17 protein-coding genes are annotated in these 16,275 nt (G+C 72.0%); 9 read left to right on the plus strand and 8 right to left on the minus strand.

All coding sequences use genetic code 11. The features are described from left to right. The first annotated feature begins 10 nt into the window (after positions 1 to 10). The 7 genes from RGE_RS04060 to RGE_RS04090 all read left to right on the plus strand — a co-directional run bounded on the left by RGE_RS04060 (position 11) and on the right by RGE_RS04090 (position 5,438). Entirely contained in the window at positions 11 to 1,477 is a 1,467-nt protein-coding gene (locus tag RGE_RS04060; RefSeq protein WP_014427043.1) for a glutamate synthase subunit beta, read from the plus strand. A gap of 152 nt (positions 1,478 to 1,629) precedes the next feature. Next, positions 1,630 to 2,439, plus strand: a complete 810-nt coding sequence (locus RGE_RS04065) for an ABC transporter ATP-binding protein (RefSeq protein ID WP_014427044.1) — start codon at positions 1,630 to 1,632, stop codon at positions 2,437 to 2,439. After that, a complete protein-coding gene (gene mlaE, locus RGE_RS04070) occupies positions 2,436 to 3,218 on the plus strand; it encodes a lipid asymmetry maintenance ABC transporter permease subunit MlaE (protein WP_014427045.1) in 783 nt (260 codons plus the stop codon). Before RGE_RS04065 ends, mlaE begins: the two co-directional genes overlap by 4 nt. A 22-nt stretch (positions 3,219 to 3,240) precedes the next feature. Further along, the gene (gene mlaD, locus RGE_RS04075) at positions 3,241 to 3,729 is read left to right on the plus strand and encodes an outer membrane lipid asymmetry maintenance protein MlaD (protein WP_014427046.1); all 489 of its coding nucleotides are present in this window, start codon (positions 3,241 to 3,243) and stop codon (positions 3,727 to 3,729) included. After that, complete coding sequence (locus RGE_RS04080) at positions 3,726 to 4,487, plus strand: MlaA family lipoprotein (RefSeq protein ID WP_014427047.1); 762 nt, start codon at positions 3,726 to 3,728, stop codon at positions 4,485 to 4,487. Before mlaD ends, RGE_RS04080 begins: the two co-directional genes overlap by 4 nt. A gap of 68 nt (positions 4,488 to 4,555) precedes the next feature. After that, positions 4,556 to 5,176: an MlaC/ttg2D family ABC transporter substrate-binding protein gene (locus tag RGE_RS04085; protein WP_014427048.1), complete on the plus strand. Its 621-nt coding sequence runs from the start codon at positions 4,556 to 4,558 to the stop codon at positions 5,174 to 5,176. A gap of 1 nt (position 5,177) precedes the next feature. Further along, a complete protein-coding gene (locus tag RGE_RS04090) occupies positions 5,178 to 5,438 on the plus strand; it encodes an STAS domain-containing protein (protein WP_014427049.1) in 261 nt (86 codons plus the stop codon). Between the two features lie 6 nt (positions 5,439 to 5,444). Here RGE_RS04090 and RGE_RS04095 read toward each other — a convergent pair whose 3' ends face one another. From RGE_RS04095 to RGE_RS04110, 4 genes are all read right to left on the minus strand, one after another. Next, entirely contained in the window at positions 5,445 to 6,341 is an 897-nt protein-coding gene (locus RGE_RS04095) for a MurR/RpiR family transcriptional regulator (protein WP_014427050.1), read from the minus strand. Between the two features lie 59 nt (positions 6,342 to 6,400). Further along, positions 6,401 to 7,846, minus strand: coding sequence for a glucose-6-phosphate dehydrogenase (gene zwf, locus RGE_RS04100; protein ID WP_014427051.1), 1,446 nt, complete (start codon positions 7,844 to 7,846; stop codon positions 6,401 to 6,403). Positions 7,847 to 7,955: 109 nt separating this feature from the next. Beyond that, on the minus strand, positions 7,956 to 8,645 hold the full coding sequence (locus RGE_RS04105; protein ID WP_014427052.1) for a general secretion pathway protein GspB: 690 nt from the start codon (positions 8,643 to 8,645) through the stop codon (positions 7,956 to 7,958). Between the two features lie 4 nt (positions 8,646 to 8,649). Continuing rightward, complete coding sequence (locus RGE_RS04110) at positions 8,650 to 10,245, minus strand: ExeA family protein (RefSeq protein ID WP_014427053.1); 1,596 nt, start codon at positions 10,243 to 10,245, stop codon at positions 8,650 to 8,652. A 150-nt stretch (positions 10,246 to 10,395) separates the two neighbouring features. Here RGE_RS04110 and tal point away from each other — a divergent pair, with 150 nt between their 5' ends. Beyond that, complete coding sequence (gene tal / locus RGE_RS04115; protein WP_014427054.1) at positions 10,396 to 11,349, plus strand: transaldolase; 954 nt, start codon at positions 10,396 to 10,398, stop codon at positions 11,347 to 11,349. Then, complete coding sequence (gene pgi / locus RGE_RS04120) at positions 11,346 to 12,935, plus strand: glucose-6-phosphate isomerase (RefSeq protein WP_014427055.1); 1,590 nt, start codon at positions 11,346 to 11,348, stop codon at positions 12,933 to 12,935. The genes tal and pgi overlap by 4 nt, the downstream gene beginning before the upstream one ends. 4 nt (positions 12,936 to 12,939) lie before the next feature. Here the strand turns inward: pgi and RGE_RS04125 are convergent, their stop codons facing one another. From RGE_RS04125 to RGE_RS04140, 4 genes are all read right to left on the minus strand, one after another. Continuing rightward, positions 12,940 to 13,275, minus strand: a complete 336-nt coding sequence (locus RGE_RS04125) for a c-type cytochrome (protein WP_014427056.1) — start codon at positions 13,273 to 13,275, stop codon at positions 12,940 to 12,942. A 30-nt stretch (positions 13,276 to 13,305) separates the two neighbouring features. Then, entirely contained in the window at positions 13,306 to 14,277 is a 972-nt protein-coding gene (locus RGE_RS04130) for a GlxA family transcriptional regulator (protein WP_014427057.1), read from the minus strand. Then, positions 14,274 to 14,831: a cysteine hydrolase family protein gene (locus RGE_RS04135; protein ID WP_014427058.1), complete on the minus strand. Its 558-nt coding sequence runs from the start codon at positions 14,829 to 14,831 to the stop codon at positions 14,274 to 14,276. Before RGE_RS04135 ends, RGE_RS04130 begins: the two co-directional genes overlap by 4 nt. 114 nt (positions 14,832 to 14,945) lie before the next feature. Continuing rightward, a complete protein-coding gene (locus RGE_RS04140; protein ID WP_014427059.1) occupies positions 14,946 to 16,142 on the minus strand; it encodes a M20 aminoacylase family protein in 1,197 nt (398 codons plus the stop codon). Between the last annotated feature and the right edge of the window lie 133 nt (positions 16,143 to 16,275).

Raw genomic sequence — 16,275 nt, forward strand, 5'->3', positions numbered from 1 at the left:
GAGAACCATCATGGGCAAGGTCACCGGCTTCCTCGAGTACGAGCGCCAGGAGGAGGGCTACGCGCCCGTCGCCGAGCGCCTGAAGACCTGGAAGGAGTTCGTCATCGGCCTGGACGAGCCGAAGGCGAAGATCCAGGGCGCACGCTGCATGGACTGCGGCACGCCGTTCTGCAACAACGGCTGTCCGGTCAACAACGTCATCCCGGACTGGAACGATCTGGTCTACCGCGGCGACTGGAAGAACGCGATCGCGGTGCTGCACTCGACGAACAACTTCCCCGAGTTCACCGGCCGCATCTGCCCGGCGCCCTGCGAGGCGGCGTGCACGCTCAACGTCAACGGCGACGCCGTCGGCATCAAGAGCCTGGAGCATGCGATCGTCGACCGCGCCTGGGCCGAAGGCTGGATCCAGCCGCAGCCGCCCAAGGCCAAGACCGGCAAGAAGGTCGCGGTCGTCGGCTCCGGCCCGGCCGGGCTGGCCGCGGCGCAGCAGCTCGCGCGTGCCGGCCACGAGGTGACGGTGTTCGAGAAGAACCACCGCGTCGGCGGTCTGCTGCGCTACGGCATCCCCGACTTCAAGTTCGAGAAGTCGCACATCGACCGCCGCGTCGAGCAGATGAAGGCCGAAGGTGTGGTCTTCCGCACCGGCGTGCTCGTCGGCGCGCTGCCCAAGGGCAGCAAGGTCACGAACGACGCCAAGGAGACGGTGTCGGCCGAGCAGCTGCAGGCCGAGTTCGACGCCGTCGTGCTGGCCGGCGGTGCCGAGCAGTCGCGCGACCTGCCGGTGCCGGGGCGCGACCTCGACGGCGTGCACTTCGCGATGGAGTTCCTGCCGCAGCAGAACAAGGTCGTCGCCGGCGACAAGGTCAAGGGCCAGATCCGGGCCGACGGCAAGCACGTCATCGTCATCGGCGGTGGCGACACCGGCAGCGACTGCGTCGGCACCAGCAACCGCCACGGCGCGGCCAGCGTCACGCAGTTCGAGCTGATGCCGATGCCGCCCGAGCAGGAAGACCGGCCGATGACCTGGCCGTACTGGCCGACCAAGCTGCGCACCAGCTCCAGCCACGAGGAAGGCTGCGTGCGCGAGTTCGCGATCGCGACCAAGGAGTTCGTCGGCGCCAAGGGCAAGCTCACCGGCCTGAAGACGGTGAACGTGCAGTGGCAGGGCGGCAAGATGGTCGAGGTGCCGGGCAGCGAGCGCGAATGGAAGGCCGATCTGGTTCTGCTGGCGATGGGCTTCACCAATCCCGTGGCCAGCGTGCTGGAAGCTTTCGGCGTCGCCAAGGACGCACGCGGCAACGCCGCGGCGACGACCGAGGCCGCCGGCGGCTACCGCACCAGCGTGGCCAAGGTCTTCGCCGCCGGCGACATGCGCCGCGGCCAGTCGCTCGTCGTCTGGGCGATCCGCGAAGGCCGCCAGTGCGCGCGCGCCGTCGACGAGTTCCTGACCGGCTCGTCGCTGCTGCCGCGCTGAACCGGCGCGCGTACTTCGCGCCGGCGTGTCGCCGTTCACAAGGCTTTACCGGGGGTTGAATTCGGGGGAACCCGCAGCCTCCGGAGCCTCGTGCGAAAATTACCGACCCACGATTCGTTAGGTCGGGGCCGCGAGGCCACGACAGGCCCCGCTTGAAGTCCGACACGCTCATCGAGATCGACCACGTCACGTTCGGCTACGACGCCGCACGGACGATCCTGCGCGGCGTCTCGATGACTTTCCGCCGCGGCCAGGTCACGGCCATTCTGGGCGGCTCCGGTTGCGGCAAGACGACATTGCTGCGACTGATCGGCGGCGTCTACCCGCCGAACCAGGGCCGCGTCGTTTTCGACGGCGAACTCGTCGACACGCGCGACAAGGAGCTGCTGTACCGCGTGCGCCGCCGGCTCGGCATGCTGTTCCAGTTCGGCGCGCTGTTCACCGACCTGACGGTGTTCGAGAACGTCGCCTTCCCGCTGCGCGAGCACACCGAGCTGCCCGAGTCGATGATCCGCGACATCGTGCTGATGAAGCTCAACGCCGTCGGCCTGCGCGGCGCGGCCTCGCTGCGCATCTCGCAGGTCTCCGGCGGCATGGCGCGGCGCATCGCGCTGGCGCGGGCTATCTCGCTGGACCCCGAGCTGATCATGTACGACGAGCCCTTCGCCGGGCTGGACCCGATCTCGATGGGCGTCACCGCCAACCTGATCCGCAAGCTCAACGACGCCACCGGCTCGACCTCGCTCGTCGTCTCGCACGACGTGCAGGAGTGTTTCCAGATCGTCGACTACGCCTACCTGATGGCGCCCGGCGGCCGCCTGGTCGCCCAGGGCACGCCGGCCGAACTCTCGCGCTCGGACGACCCCGAGGTGCGCCAGTTCATCCGCGGCGAGCCCGACGGCCCGGTCAAGTTCCACTACCCGGCGCCGCCGCTGGCGCAGGACCTGGGGATCCCGACATGACGGCCGCGCTGCAGTTCATCGGCCGTGTCACGCTCGAATGGCTTCGGGCGCTCGGCCACGCCGCCTACTTCTTCGCCGACCTGCTGCGCCACTCGCCGGCGGCGCTGCGCCGCTTCTCGCTCGTCGTCGCGCAGATCCACGCCATCGGCAACCGCTCGCTGGTCATCATCCTGGCCTCGGGCATGGCGGTGGGTTTCGTGCTCGCGCTGCAGATGTACTACGCGCTGGTGACCTACGGCGCTGCCGAGAGCCTGGGGCTGGTGGTCAACCTGTCGCTGGTGCGCGAGCTCGGCCCGGTGGTCGCCGCGCTGCTCTTCGCCGGCCGCGCCGGCACCTCGCTGACCGCCGAGATCGGCCTGATGAAGGCGGGCGAGCAGCTTGCCGCTATGGAGCTGATGGCGATCGACCCGCGCAGCCGCGTGCTCGCGCCGCGATTCCTGGGCGGCGTCATCTCGATGCCCCTGCTGGCCGCCCTGTTTTCGGCGATCGGCATTCTGGGGGCGTGGGTGGTCGCGGTGTTGCTGATCGGCGTCGACGCCGGCAACTTCTGGTCGATCATGCAATCCAGCGTCGACGTCTGGCGCGACGTCGGCAACGGCATCGTCAAGAGCTTCGTCTTCGGCGTCATCTGCACGTCGGTGGCGCTGTACCAGGGTTACGAGACGCAAGCCACGCCCGAAGGCGTGGCCCACGCGACGACACGCACCGTCGTCATCGCATCGCTGTCTGTGCTGGCAACGGACTTCCTGTTGACCGCGCTGATGTTCTCGACGCCGTGATCCGGCGCCGCTGAGGAAAAGAATGGGAAAGAAGGGTATCGAGACGCTCGTCGGGTTGTTCGTCCTGCTGGGCCTGTGCGGGTTCGTGTTCCTGGCGCTGAAGGCGGCCAACCTGGGCAGCTTCAGCAGCCACGGCACCACCTACTCGCTGACGGCGCGCTTCGACAACATCGGCGGGCTGAAGGTGCGTGCGCCGGTGCGCAGCGCCGGCGTCGTTGTCGGCCGCGTCAAGGCGATTTCGCTGGACCCCAAGACCTTCCAGGGCGTGGTCGAGCTCGACGTCGACCAGCGCTTCCAGTTCCCCAAGGACTCGTCGGCCAAGATCCTGACCTCCGGCCTGCTGGGTGACCAGTACATCGGCCTGGAGCCCGGCGGCGACGATCAGAACCTGAAGTCCGGTGACGTCGTCGCCCAGACCCAGTCGGCCGTGGTGCTGGAGAACCTGATCGGCCAGTTCATGACCGGCAAGGCCGCCGACGCCGGCAACGGCGCCGCGGGGACGGCACCGTGAAGCGCCTGTCCGTCGCGCTGGCCGTCGCCGCGCTCGCCGCGGGTTGTGCCACGACACCGGCGCCGTCCGCCGATGGCGCCTCGGCGCCGGTGCAGGCCGCGTCGCCGGTCGACCCGTGGGAGAACTGGAACCGCAAGGTCTTCGCGTTCAACGACAAGGTCGACGATGCCGTCGTGCGTCCGGTCGCGCAGGCGTACCGCGACAACGTGCCCGAGCTGGTGCGCACCGGCGTCGGCAACGTGCTGCGCAACATCTACGACGTCTGGTCGACGGTCAACCAGTTCCTCCAGGGCAAGCCCAAGGAAGGCCTGGAGATGGGCGCGCGGGTCGTCACCAACACGACGATCGGCCTGTTCGGCCTCGTCGACTGGGGCACCCAGGTCGGCCTGACGCGCAAGACCGAGGACTTCGGCCAGACGCTGGGCGTCTGGGGCTTCGGCCCGGGGCCCTACGTCGTGCTGCCTTTCCTCGGCCCGTCGACGCTGCGCGACACGATCGCGCTGCCGGCCGACCGGCTGTACTCGCCGTCGTCGCTGCCGGAAACCGACGCCGGCCAGTATTCGGTGCTCGCGCTGGAACTGTTGAACGCCCGCAGCGATCTGTTGGACACCACCAAGCTGCTCGACCAGGTCGCGCTCGACCGCTACTCCTTCGTGCGCGACGCCTATCTGTCGCGGCGGCTTGACCAGGTCTGGGACGGCGCTCCGCCGCTCCAGGACTACGACGACGGCGACGACGGGGCCGCGCCGGCGCAGTGAACCGCCGTCGCGGTTCGTGCGTTGAAGCGGCATCGCCTCATGGCGCCGTCGCAACCGAAAGGCAAACGATGTTCAAGAAGTTCCTCTCCGGCCTGGCCCTGCTGGGCTTCCTCGTCGCCGGCGCCCACGCCGAGCCGGGCGCGCCCGACGCGTTCGTGCGCACGATCTCCAACGACGTCATCAACACCGCCAAGACCGACAAGGCGATCCAGTCCGGCGACATCAACGCCGTCGTCGCGCTGGTCGACAAGAAGGTGATGCCTGCGGTGGCCTTCGAGGTCGTCACGCGTTCGGCGGTCGGCCCGCAGTGGCGCAGTGCCACACCCGACCAGCGCGCCAAGCTGCAGGCCGAGTTCAAGACGCTGCTGGTGAAGGTCTACGCCGGCGCGCTGACGCAGCTGAAGGACCAGACCGTCGAGATCACCAAGACCCAGCCGGTGCCCGGCGGCACCCAGGTCGTCGTGCAGTCCGAGGTGCGCGGCAAGGGCGAGCCGATCAAGCTCGACTACCGCCTCGACCAGCAGCAAGGCGCCTGGAAGATCATCGACGTCAACGTCGGCGGCATCTGGCTGGTGCAGAGCTACCGCTCGCAGTTCGCCCAGGAGATCAGCGCCGGCGGCATCGACGGCCTGATCGCCAAGCTGGTGGAGCGCAACAAGGCGCCCGCGCAGCCGGCCAAGAAGGGCTGAGATGAAGCTGCCCGCGACCGCCACGCTGGCCCAGGCCAACGAGCTGCTGCGTCAGCTCGGTGAGGACACCGAAGTCGTCGACGCCAGCGAACTCGCCGATTTCGACAGCTCGGCGGTCGCGCTGCTGCTCGAAGCCCGCCGCCGCGCCGCGGCCCGCGGGCGCACGCTGCGCATCGACGGCGCCCAGGCCCAGCTCGTCGAGCTGGCGCGCCTGTATGGCGTCGACGAGCTGCTGGGCCTGCCGGCCGCCGAAGCGGCCTGAGCCGGCTCAGCCGTCGGCGTCCTCGGCCAGCCGCTGGCCGTCGGAATAACGCCGGTTGCGCAGGTTCTTCTTGATCTCCGAGAGCGTCGGCCGCAGCGCGGCCGAGCCCAGGCGCAGCGCGACGCCGGTGGCCAGGATGTCGACGATCGTCAGGTGCAGCAGCCGCGAGACCATCGGGCTGTAGCGGTCGGCGTCTTCCGGATGGTCGGCGGCCAGCAGGATGTGGCCCGGCGAGCCCAGCGCCAGCGTCGCCAGCGGCGAGCCGCTGGCGGTGATGACGATCACCGTCGCGCCCTTGCGGCGCGCGATCTCGGCGACGTCCAGGATGTCGCGGCTGCGCCCCGAGTTGCTGATGACGACGGCGCAATCGCCTTCGGAGAGCATGGTCGCGCTCATCACCTGCACGTGGCCGTCGCTGATGGCCATCGAGTTGACGCCCAGGCGGAAGAACTTGTGCTGCGCGTCCAGCGCCACGATGCCGGAGTTGCCGACACCGTAGAACTCGATGCGCCGGCTGTGGCGGCCGGCTTCGGTGAGCGCGCCGATCGCGTCCTCGATCGCCTGGCTGGCGGCGGCGTTGCGGTAGCGCAGCAGCGCGGCGACGGCGTTGTCGACGACCTTGATGACCAGGTCGCCGGCCTTGTCGTCCTCCTCGACGGCGCGGTGCACGAAGGGTACGCCTTCGTTGACGCTGCCGGCGAGCTTGATCTTGAAGTCCGCCAGGCCGTCGTAGCCGACGCTGCGGCAAAAGCGCACGACGGTGGGCTTGCTGACGCGGGCGCGCTCGGCGAGTTCGCCGACCGGCAGGCTGGCGAAGCCGCGTGCGTCGGCCAGCAGCAGGCGTGCGACGCGCTGCTCGGCCGGCGGCAGGGCGGGGATCGAGGCCCGGATGCGTTCGAGCATCGGGCTCATCTCGGCGACCGGCTCCCGGACGGGGCGCGGTGTGGTGCTCGGAAAGTGGTTCATTGCTCTTCTGCCCAGGCGCAGCTGTCGCGCGCGACGAGCGCGCTGGCGGCTGCCGGGCCCCAGCTGCCGGCCGCGTAGGGGCGCGGCCCGGTCGGGTCGTTGTCCCAGGCGTCCAGCACCGGTTCGACCCAGCGCCAGGCCTGTTCCTGTTCGTCGCTGCGCACGAACAGGTTCAGCCGCCCGGCGATCGCGTCGAGCAGCAGGCGCTCGTAGGCGCCCACCCGCTCGCTCGGGAAAGCCTTGTCGAAGTCCAGGTCCAGCGACACCGGCGACAACACCTCGTTGGTGCTGCCGCCGGTCGCGGCCAGCAGGTGCAGCTCCAGCCCGTCCTCGGGCTGCAGCTTGATGACCAGGCGGTTGGCGCGCCGCGTGCCCGGGAAGATCGGGTGCGGCACCTCGCGGAAGTTGACGACGATGTGCGCGTCCTGCTCGGCCAGGCGCTTGCCGGTGCGCAGGTAGAAGGGCACGCCAGCCCAGCGCCAGTTCTGGATCTCGGTGCGCAGCGCGACGAAGGTCTCGCAGCGGCTGCCGGCCGGCACCTTGACCTCGTCGAGGTAGCCCGGCACCGCCTGGCCCTCGACGCTGCCGGCGCGGTACTGGCCGCGCACGACATCGCGCGCCACGGTCTCGGGCGTGAACGGGCGCAGCGAACGCAGCACCTTCAGCTTCTCGTCGCGGATCGCGTCGGCCGCGCTCGACGACGGCGGCTCCATCGCGATCATCGTCAGCAGCTGCAGCGCGTGGTTCTGGATCATGTCGCGCAGCGCGCCGGTGCGGTCGTAGTAGTCGCCGCGCGTGCCCACACCCAGCGACTCGGCCAGCGTGATCTGGATGTTGGCGATCCACTCGCGCCGCCACAGCGGCTCGAACAAGGCGTTGCCGAAGCGCAGCGCCATCAGGTTCTGCACCGCGGGCTTGCCGAGGTAGTGGTCGATGCGCAGCGCCTGGCGCTCGTCGAAGACCGAACGCACGACGCGGTTGATCTGCTGTGCGCTCGCCAGGTCGTGGCCCAGCGGCTTCTCCAGCACGATGCGCACGTGCGGGCCGACGATGCCGGCGGCGCCCAGCTGTTCGCAGATCACCGGGAACAGGTAGGGGCTGGTCGCCAGGTACATCAGCGCCGTGTCGGCGCCGCGTTCGGCCAGCCAGGCCTTGAGGCCGGCGTAGTCCTCGGGCTTGGACAGATCCATGCGCCGGTAGTGCAGCAGCTGCGCGAACTCGTCGAACTCGGCGTCGTTCGGGCGCTTGCTGCTCTCGACGGCGGCGAAACGCTCGCGCACGAAGGCGCGGTACTCGTCGTCGCTGCGTTCGTCGCGCGCGACGGCGAGGATGCGGCCGCCCTCGGGCAGCTTGTGGTGGCGCCAGGCCTGGAACAGCGCCGGCAGCAGCTTGCGCCAGGTCAGGTCGCCGGTGCCACCGAAAAAGACGAGGTCGAAGGACATGTCGGGGCGTGCATGTAACTAAGTTTCTTCCCGATCATGCTCCGCGGTTTCAGGCCGGTCAACCGCGGGGCGATCCGGACCCGCCGCGTGGCGGCCGGAGGCCCGCCGGCTAGTACGGTACCTCGTAGCGCAGTTCGCGCCAGCGCAGCACCGCCGAACGCGGGCCGATTCGCTCCAGTGTCACGCCGGGTGCGGCGGCATCGCCTTCGTGCAGCAGCTGGCCGCCGACGAGCAGCATGCGTGCGGCCGGCTGGTCGGAATAGATCGCGCCGCCGATCGTCAGCTGCGGCAGGCTGCGGCGCTGTTCGGCCGAAAGCTGGTCGATGGGGATCACGCGGTCGGCGCCCGGTGCCGTGGCGGCGACGCGGGCCGGGGCGACGACCGGGGCGGGCGCGGGCGGAGCCACTCGGCGCGGCGCCTCGGTCGTGGCGGCGGGCGGCGGCACGATGCGCGGCGGGCCGACCCGCGGCACCGCCTCGGCGCTCGCCGGCGCTGCCACCGGCGGCGTGTCGAGCCGGGCCGTGGGCGGCGCGGCCGGGGTCGCGGCCGGCACGGGCGCCGCCTGGGCCACGGTGGCGGCCGGTGCCGCCGGTGCAGCGGGGCGCTGCGTGCCCCACCAGGCGCCGGCGCCGATGGCGGCGAGGGCTGCCGCGCCGCCGGCCGCGATCCAGGGCCCGCGGCGCGGCGCGGGCGTCGCGGCGGCCGGGGCCGGCGCGGCGGGCTGGGAGTGCAGGCCGGGCACGGCGCCGCGCTCGCGTTCGGCGTCGGCCCGGCGCAGGGCGTCGAGGATGTAGGACATGGTCTCAGCGGGTCAGCGCGAGCCGCGGCGCGGTGTCGCCGTCGGGCCGCAGGATCTGCATCAGCGTCAGCGGGCCGGCGCGGCCGTCGGGCTGCAGCCCGTGCGCGACCTGGAAGGCGACGATGCGCGGTGCCAGCGCGCCGCGGCCGGGCAGGCGTTCGTCCAGCCAGGCCGCGAGCGTCGCCGCGCCGCCGGGCGCGCCCCAGCCGGGCGGCGGCCGCCACAGCGTCGCGAACTCGCCGCGCCACAGCGTGGCCAGCGTCGCCAGTTCGACGCTCGCTTCGCCGCCTTCGGCGAAGGCCAGCGTCGCGTGCTCGGCCGACAGGCCGGTCAGCAGCACGACGCCGCTGCGGCCGTCGCTGCCGTGCAGCGTCAGCAGGCCCGGACGGCCGAGGTCGCGCACCTGGGCCAGGCCGGTCTTCGTGCGCCAGCAGGCCAGGCCGCTGGCGGCCAGCGCGCTGCACGGTTCGCCGGCCCCGGGCTCGGCTTTCCAGCGTTTGGCGAGCGAGCGCACGCCGTCGGCCTCGCGCGCCGCGGCGCGCGCCAGCAGCGCCTCGGCGTCGAGTTCGTCGGCCACCGGGGCCGGCGCAGCCGATGCCGCGGCGACCGGCACCGAGGCGTTTGCCGAGGCCGCCGCTGGCGCCGGGGCCGCGTGCACGGCCGGGGCCACCGGCGCCGCGGCGACGCCGCCACGCCCGGCCTGCCAGGCCAGCGCGCCGACGGCCAGCGCCGCGAAGCCCAGCACGGCCGCCACGGCCGGCGCCCGCGACGGCGTCGGGGACGGCGGCACGGTGCCGAAGACCTCGTGCGCCGCACGTTCGACGACGGCGCGCCCGACACGCCGCTGCCCCTGCGCGTAGCCGCCGAGCAGCGCCCGGTCGGCGAGCAGGTTGATGCGCCGCGGCACGCCGCCGCACAGCCGGTGCAGCGCCGCCAGCGCCTCGTCGTCGAAAGGCGGCTCGCCGCTCAGCCCGGCCACCGCCAGGCGGTGGCGCACGTAGGCCGCGGTCTCGGCGGCGTCCAGCGCCGGCAGGTGGTAGCGCGCGATGACACGCTGGGCGAGCTGCTCCAGGTCGGGCCGCGCCAGCATCGTGCGCAGCTCGGGCTGGCCGATCAGCACGATCTGCAGCAGCTTGCGCTCGTCGGTCTCGAGGTTGGTCAGCAGGCGCAGCTGCTCCAGCACTTCGGGCGCCAGCGCCTGGGCCTCGTCGATGACCAGCACCGCGTGGCGGCCGGCGGCGTGCGCGGCCAGCAGGAAACGGTTCAGCGCGTCGACATAGGCCTTCACCGTCGCCGCGCCGGCCGGCACCTCGAGGCGGAACTCGTCGCAGACGGTCTGCAGCAGCTCCAGCGCGTCGAGCTTGGGGTTGAAGACGTAGGCCACGTCGCAGTGCGCCGGCACCTGCTCCAGGAAGCAGCGGCAGACGGTGGTCTTGCCGGCGCCGATCTCGCCGGTCAGCAGCACGAAGCCGCCGCCGCCGGACAGGCCGTAGAGCAGATGCGCCAGCGCCTCGCGGTGCGCTTCGCTCATGTAGAGGAAACGCGGGTCGGGGGCGATCGAGAAGGGCTCGCGCTGCAGGCCGTAGAAGCTCGCGTACATCGGGTTCCGGATCGGTCGTGGGGCGTGGCGGCGCGACGGGGGGCGCGAAGACGCCTAGCATAGCGAGGCCCGGCAACGCTCCATTTCGTATCCGTGTCACACGGTTGCGGGGGCGCAGGCGGTGCAATCCAGACTCTACGCCGATCCCCCATGAACCAGCTCGACCAGCTCCGCCAGTACACGACCGTCGTCGCCGATACCGGCAACTTCCACCAGCTCGCCCAGTTCGCGCCGCGTGACGCGACGACCAACCCCTCGCTGATCCTCAAGGCCGTGCGCCAGCCCGAGTACGCGCCGCTGCTGGCCGAGACCGTGGCCGCGCACGCCGCGCGGCCGCTCGACGAGATCGTCGACGAGGTGCTGGTGCGTTTCGGCCTGGAGATCCTGAAGGTCGTGCCGGGCCGCGTCAGCACCGAGGTCGACGCCCGCCTGTCCTTCGACACCGCGGCGACGATCGAACGCGGCCGGCGCATCGCCGCGCTGTACCGCGCCGCCGGCGTCGGCCCCGAGCGCCTGCTGGTCAAGATCGCGTCGACCTGGGAAGGCATCCGCGCCGCCGAGGTGCTGGAGCGCGAAGGCATCCACTGCAACCTGACGCTGCTCTTCGGCTTCGGCCAGGCCGTGGCCTGCGGCGACGCCGGCGTGACGCTGATCTCGCCCTTCGTCGGCCGCATCCTCGACTGGCACAAGGCGCGTGCCGGCGCCGCCTGGGACGCCGCGGCCCACAGCGGCGCCGCCGACCCGGGCGTGAAGTCGGTGACGACGATCTGGCGCCACTACAAGCGCCACGGCCTGGCCACCGAGGTGATGGGCGCGAGCTTCCGCAACGTCGATCAGATCCTGGCGCTGGCCGGCTGCGACCTGCTGACGATCAGCCCCGAGCTGCTGGCCCAGCTGCAGGCCGCCGACGCCCCGGTCGCGCGCGCGCTCGACCTCGCCGAGGCCCAGGCCGCCGACCTGCCCGCCGTGCACCTGGACGAAGCCGCGTTCCGCTGGACGCTCAACGAGGACGCGATGGCCACCGAGAAGCTGGCCGAAGGCATCCGCGCCTTCGCCGCCGACGCCCGCGCGCTGGACGCGCTGATCGAGGAAGCAAGACGATGACACGCTGCGACCGCACCGAAGCCTGGAGCGCGCTGGCCGGCCACTACGAGGCCCACGGCCGCACGCTGGACCTGCGCGAAGCCTTCGCGCGCGACGCCTCGCGCTTCGAGGCGCTGTCGCTGCAGGCGCCGGAGGTCTTCGCCGACCTGTCGAAGAACCTGCTCGACACGGCGACGCTGCACTTCCTCGCCGACCTGGCGCGGGAATGCGAGCTGCCGGCGCGCCGCGACGCGATGCTGGCCGGGGCGGTCGCCAACCTCACCGAAGGCCGCGAGGTGCTGCACACCGCGCTGCGTGCGCCGCTGGGCGCCGCGCCGCACGGCGAGCCGGTGCACGCGGTGCTGGCGGCGATGCTGGCCTACGCCGAGCAGGTGCGGCTGGACGCGCAGATCACCGACGTCGTCAACATCGGCATCGGCGGCAGCGACCTGGGGCCGCAGATGGTCGTCGCCGCGCTCGAGTCCTACGGCGACCCGGGCCGGCGGCTGCACTTCGTCAGCAACGTCGACGGCCACGACATCGCGCCGGTGCTGGCGAAGCTGGACCCCCAGCGCACGCTGTTCATCGTCGCCTCCAAGACCTTCACGACGCAGGAGACGATGGCCAACGCGCAGGTCGCGCGCGCCTGGTTCCTGGCCAATGGCGGCACGGTCGAGGAGATCGCGCGCCACTTCGCCGCGACGACGACCAACGTCAGCGCCGCGGCGGCCTTCGGCATCACGACGACCTTCGGCTTCTGGGACTGGGTCGGCGGGCGCTACTCGCTGTGGAGCGCGATCGGCCTGCCGATCGCGATCGCCATCGGCGCGGCCAACTTCGCTGCGCTGCTCGACGGCGCGCACGCGATGGACCGCCACTTCGCCGAGGCGCCGGTCGAGCGCAACTTGCCGATGCTGCTGGGCCTCGTCGACGTCTGGTACCGCAACTTCCACGGCTTCGCGAGCCGCAGCGTCGCGCCCTACCACCAGGGCCTGCGCCGGCTGCCGGCCTATCTGCAGCAGCTGGAGATGGAGTCCAACGGCAAGCGTGTCGACCTGGCCGGCGAGCCGCTGCCCTATGCCACCAGCCCGGTGGTCTGGGGCGAGCCCGGCACCAACGGCCAGCACGCCTACTTCCAGATGCTGCACCAGGGCACCGACGTGATCCCGGTGGAGTTCATCGCCGTGCGCCGGCCGACGCATGCGCACGCCGAGCTGCACGCCAAGCTGCTCGCCAACTGCCTGGCGCAGAGCCAGGCGCTGATGCTCGGCAAGACCGCCGAGGCGGCGCGCAGCGAAACGGTGCCGACGGCGTCGGCGACGCTGGACCGCGAGGTGCTGGCGCGCCACCGCACCTTCCCCGGCAACCGGCCGAGCACGACCTTCGTGCTGGACATGCTGACGCCGCGCGCGCTGGGCGCGCTGGTCGCGATGTACGAGCACCGCGTCTGGACCAGCGGCGCGCTGTGGGGCATCAACAGCTTCGACCAGTGGGGCGTCGAGCTCGGCAAGGCGCTGGCCAGCGACCTGCTGCCGCGCCTGGCTTCGGGCGACACCCGGGGGCTGGACGCCAGCACCGCGGGGCTGCTGGCGCGGCTGCGCGGCTGAACGCTCAGCTCGTGCCGCGATCGCCCGGGGCGGCGGCGCGCCGGCCGGGGTCTCCAAACCGGTAGATGCGCTCGTCGAGGTGGCGCGCGACGGCGTCGACGTCCTCTTCGCTCCAGCCCAGGTGGGCCGCGCCCTGCCAGCGCCGCACCTGGGCCTTCAGGCTGTCCCAGTCGGTGGCGATGCGTTTGTCGCGCCAGTGCATCTGCGTCGTGTGGCAGGCGACGCAGTGCGTGTCGTAGAGCAGCGCGCCGCGGTTCGCGGGCAGCGGCGGCAGCGTGTCCTGGGCGAATGCCGGCACGGCGGCCAGCAGCAGGGCGGGCAGGGTGGGGCGGCAGTTCATCGGCCCATCGTAGCGGCCGCTTCGCCCCGGCTACCCCGGGGTTTCAGCCGGTCGGCGGCGGGCACGCAGCCGGCGCCACTGGCGCGGGCCGCCGAGCCCGGCCTCGGCCACCGCCTGTTTGGTCGCGCGGCCCTCGCGCAGCGCACGTTCGGCGAGCGCGACGCGCAGGTCCTCGATCCAGGCGCGTGGGCTGCTGCCCACGTGTTCGGCGAACAGCCGCGCCAGATGGCGCGGCGAGACGTGGGCGATGGCCGCCAGCTTGTCCAGCGGCCATTCGGCGGCCGGGTCGTCGAGCACCGCGTCCTGCACGCGGTGCAGCGCCGGGTGCAGGTGCTCGCGGCCGGCGAGCAGCGCCGAGCGCTGCGGGTCCTCGCTGCCGCGGCGGTGGAACACGACCATGGTCTGCGCCACGGCCGCCGCCACCGCCTCGCCGCAGACACGCCCGACGGCGTGCAGCGCGAGGTCGATGCCGGCGGTGACGCCGGCGCTGGTGGCCACCGGGCCGTCGGCGACGAAGAGGCGGTTGGCCAGCACCTGGGCCGTCGGCGCCAGGCGCTGCAGATCGCCGAGCATCTCGTGGTGCGTCGTGCAGCGCCGGCCGGCCAGCAGCCCGGCGTCGGCGGCCAGCAGCGCGCCGGCGCAGACGGTCAGCACGTCGACGCCGTGGCCCAGCCGCGGCGCCACCGCTTCGGCCAGCCAGCGCCGTGTCGCCGCCCAGTGCGCCGGCAGCGGCTGCTGCAGCGCGCTCTCGCAGCCGCTGGGCTGGCCCAGCAGCAGGACCCAGCTCTCGCGCTCGAAGGCCGCCGGCAGCGGCTCCAGCCCGGCGATCGTCGCCCCGACCGAACTCGCGGCCTGCGGCTCGGGGCCGACGTGGCGCAGGCGGAAGGCCGGCGGCCGGCCGCGCCGCGCCAGCTGCTGGTTGGCCAGGCGGAAGACCTCGGCCGGGCCGGCCAGGTCCAGCAGCAGCGTGTCGGGCAGGACGACGAAGACCAGGTCGATCATGCGGCTCGCTGCAAAGCCTGCTCGACGCTGCAGATCGTCGCGAAACGCCCGGCGAGCACGGTCTCGGTGCGTTCGTAGAGCTCGGCAGGGCTCAGCGTGCGGCCGGCCGGCGTCGTCATCGCGAAGGTCAGCGTGGCTTCGGTGACGTAGTCGACCTCCCAGCCTTCGTCGCTGGCGTGGCGCGTCGTCGTCTCGCAGCACTGCTCGGTGCGGATGCCGGCGACGATCAGCCGGCGGATGCCCTGCTGATGCAGCCAGACCGTGAGGCCGGTGCCGACCAGCGCGCTGTGGCGCTCCTTCAAAAAGCTGGCCGCGGCGTCGTACGGCGCCAGGCCGTCCAGCGGCCGCACCAGGCCGCTTTCGAGCGCGAACGGGTTGTCGGCCGTCTTCGGGCCGTCGGTGTGCAGGATGCGCACGACCGGCAGGCCGCGTTCGGTGGCGCCGGCGACGAGCGCATTGACACGCGCCAGGAAGCCCGGCGCGGCCGCCGGGTCCCAGTAGGGGCGTGCGGTGAAGGATTGCTGGACGTCGATCAACAGGACGGCGGTGGACATCGGAAGGCCTCGTGCGGTGGTGGAAGGTGACCGCATCGTGCCTCTCGCAGTGTGCACGCGCCGGGCCCGAACCGGACGCGAGGCGGACGTTTCAGGACATCCGCCGTCGGCGCTTCAGGGCCGCGGCTGCGCCAGCCAGGCCTCGGCCAGGCGCACCCAGGCCGAGGCGCCGACGGGGATCAGCTCGTCGTTGAAGTCGTAGCTCGGGTTGTGCAGCATGCACGGCCCCAGGCCGTGGCCGGCCTCGCGGTGCGTGCCGTCGCCGTTGCCGATGACGAAGTAGCAGCCGGGCTTGTCCAGCAGGTAGAAGCTGAAGTCCTCGGCGCCCATCGTCGGCTCGAACTCGAGCACGTTCTCCGCGCCGACCACCTCGGTCAGCGTGCGGCGCACGAACTCGGTCTCGGCCGGGTGGTTGATCGTCGGCGGGTAGTTGCGGTGGAACTCGAACTCGCAGGCCGCGTCGTAGGCCGCGCAGGTGGCGTCGGCGACCTGCTTCATGCGGCGTTCCACCAGGTCCAGCACCTCGGTCGTGAAGGTGCGCACCGTGCCCTGAAGCTCGACGCTGTCGGGGATGACGTTGGTCGCTTCGCCGGCGTGGATCATCGTCGTCGAGATCACCGCGGTGTCGATCGGGCGCTTGTTGCGCGTGACGATGCCCTGCCAGGCGCTGACCAGCTGGCAGGCGACGAGCACCGGGTCGATGCCGTTGTGCGGCATCGCCGCGTGCGCGCCCTTGCCGCGGATCGTCACCTTGAACTCGTTGCTGCTGGCGAAGACCGGGCCGGTCTTGACCGCGAACTGGCCGGCTTCCAGCCCAGGCCAGTTGTGCGCGCCGAAGATCGCTTCCATCGGGAAACGTTCGAACAGGCCGTCGCGGATCATCTCGCGCGCGCCACCGCCGCCTTCTTCGGCCGGCTGGAAGACGAGGTAGACGGTGCCGTCGAAGTTCCGGTTCTTCGCCAGATGCTGGGCGGCGGCCAGCAGCATCGCGGTGTGGCCGTCGTGGCCGCAGGCGTGCATGCGGCCAGCGTGGCGGCTGGCGTGCGCGAAAGTGTTCTTCTCGGTGATCGGCAGCGCGTCGATGTCGGCGCGCAGGCCGACGGCGCGTGCCGAGCTGCCGTTCCTGACGATGCCGACGACGCCGGTCTTGCCCAGCCCGCGGTGCACCGGGATGCCCCAGCCTTCCAGCGTGGCGGCGATCAGGTCGCTGGTGCGCTGCTCCTCGAAACACAGCTCGGGGTGGGCGTGCAGGTCGCGCCGCAGCGTGGCGATGCCGGCGGCGTCGGCGACGATGGAATCGATCAGCTTCATCGGGCAGGGCAGGGGACGGCTCAAAAGCCGATGCTAGCCCCGTTCCCACGCCAGGTCGGGCGCCGGGGAGATCCCGCGCCGGCCGCCGGGCCGCCGCCTGCGTGGCACCATCTCGGCCTCCCGCGCCGCCACC

It is taken from the genome of Rubrivivax gelatinosus IL144 (genome assembly GCF_000284255.1).
Classification (GTDB): Bacteria; Pseudomonadota; Gammaproteobacteria; order Burkholderiales; family Burkholderiaceae_C; genus Rubrivivax; species Rubrivivax gelatinosus_A.

Bases quoted from the DNA above. Each gene is read 5' to 3' on its own strand.
- RGE_RS04060 (WP_014427043.1), top strand. From the start codon at position 11: ATGGGCAAGGTCACCGGCTTCCTCGAGTACGAGCGCCAGGAGGAGGGC.
- mlaE (WP_014427045.1), top strand. From the start codon at position 2,436: ATGACGGCCGCGCTGCAGTTCATCGGCCGTGTCACGCTCGAATGGCTT.
- mlaD (WP_014427046.1), top strand. From the start codon at position 3,241: ATGGGAAAGAAGGGTATCGAGACGCTCGTCGGGTTGTTCGTCCTGCTG.
- RGE_RS04085 (WP_014427048.1), top strand. From the start codon at position 4,556: ATGTTCAAGAAGTTCCTCTCCGGCCTGGCCCTGCTGGGCTTCCTCGTC.
- RGE_RS04090 (WP_014427049.1), top strand. From the start codon at position 5,178: ATGAAGCTGCCCGCGACCGCCACGCTGGCCCAGGCCAACGAGCTGCTG.
- RGE_RS04095 (WP_014427050.1), bottom strand. From the start codon at position 6,341: ATGCTCGAACGCATCCGGGCCTCGATCCCCGCCCTGCCGCCGGCCGAG.
- zwf (WP_014427051.1), bottom strand. From the start codon at position 7,846: ATGTCCTTCGACCTCGTCTTTTTCGGTGGCACCGGCGACCTGACCTGG.
- RGE_RS04105 (WP_014427052.1), bottom strand. From the start codon at position 8,645: ATGTCCTACATCCTCGACGCCCTGCGCCGGGCCGACGCCGAACGCGAG.
- RGE_RS04110 (WP_014427053.1), bottom strand. From the start codon at position 10,245: ATGTACGCGAGCTTCTACGGCCTGCAGCGCGAGCCCTTCTCGATCGCC.
- tal (WP_014427054.1), top strand. From the start codon at position 10,396: ATGAACCAGCTCGACCAGCTCCGCCAGTACACGACCGTCGTCGCCGAT.
- pgi (WP_014427055.1), top strand. From the start codon at position 11,346: ATGACACGCTGCGACCGCACCGAAGCCTGGAGCGCGCTGGCCGGCCAC.
- RGE_RS04125 (WP_014427056.1), bottom strand. From the start codon at position 13,275: ATGAACTGCCGCCCCACCCTGCCCGCCCTGCTGCTGGCCGCCGTGCCG.
- RGE_RS04130 (WP_014427057.1), bottom strand. From the start codon at position 14,277: ATGATCGACCTGGTCTTCGTCGTCCTGCCCGACACGCTGCTGCTGGAC.
- RGE_RS04135 (WP_014427058.1), bottom strand. From the start codon at position 14,831: ATGTCCACCGCCGTCCTGTTGATCGACGTCCAGCAATCCTTCACCGCA.
- RGE_RS04140 (WP_014427059.1), bottom strand. From the start codon at position 16,142: ATGAAGCTGATCGATTCCATCGTCGCCGACGCCGCCGGCATCGCCACG.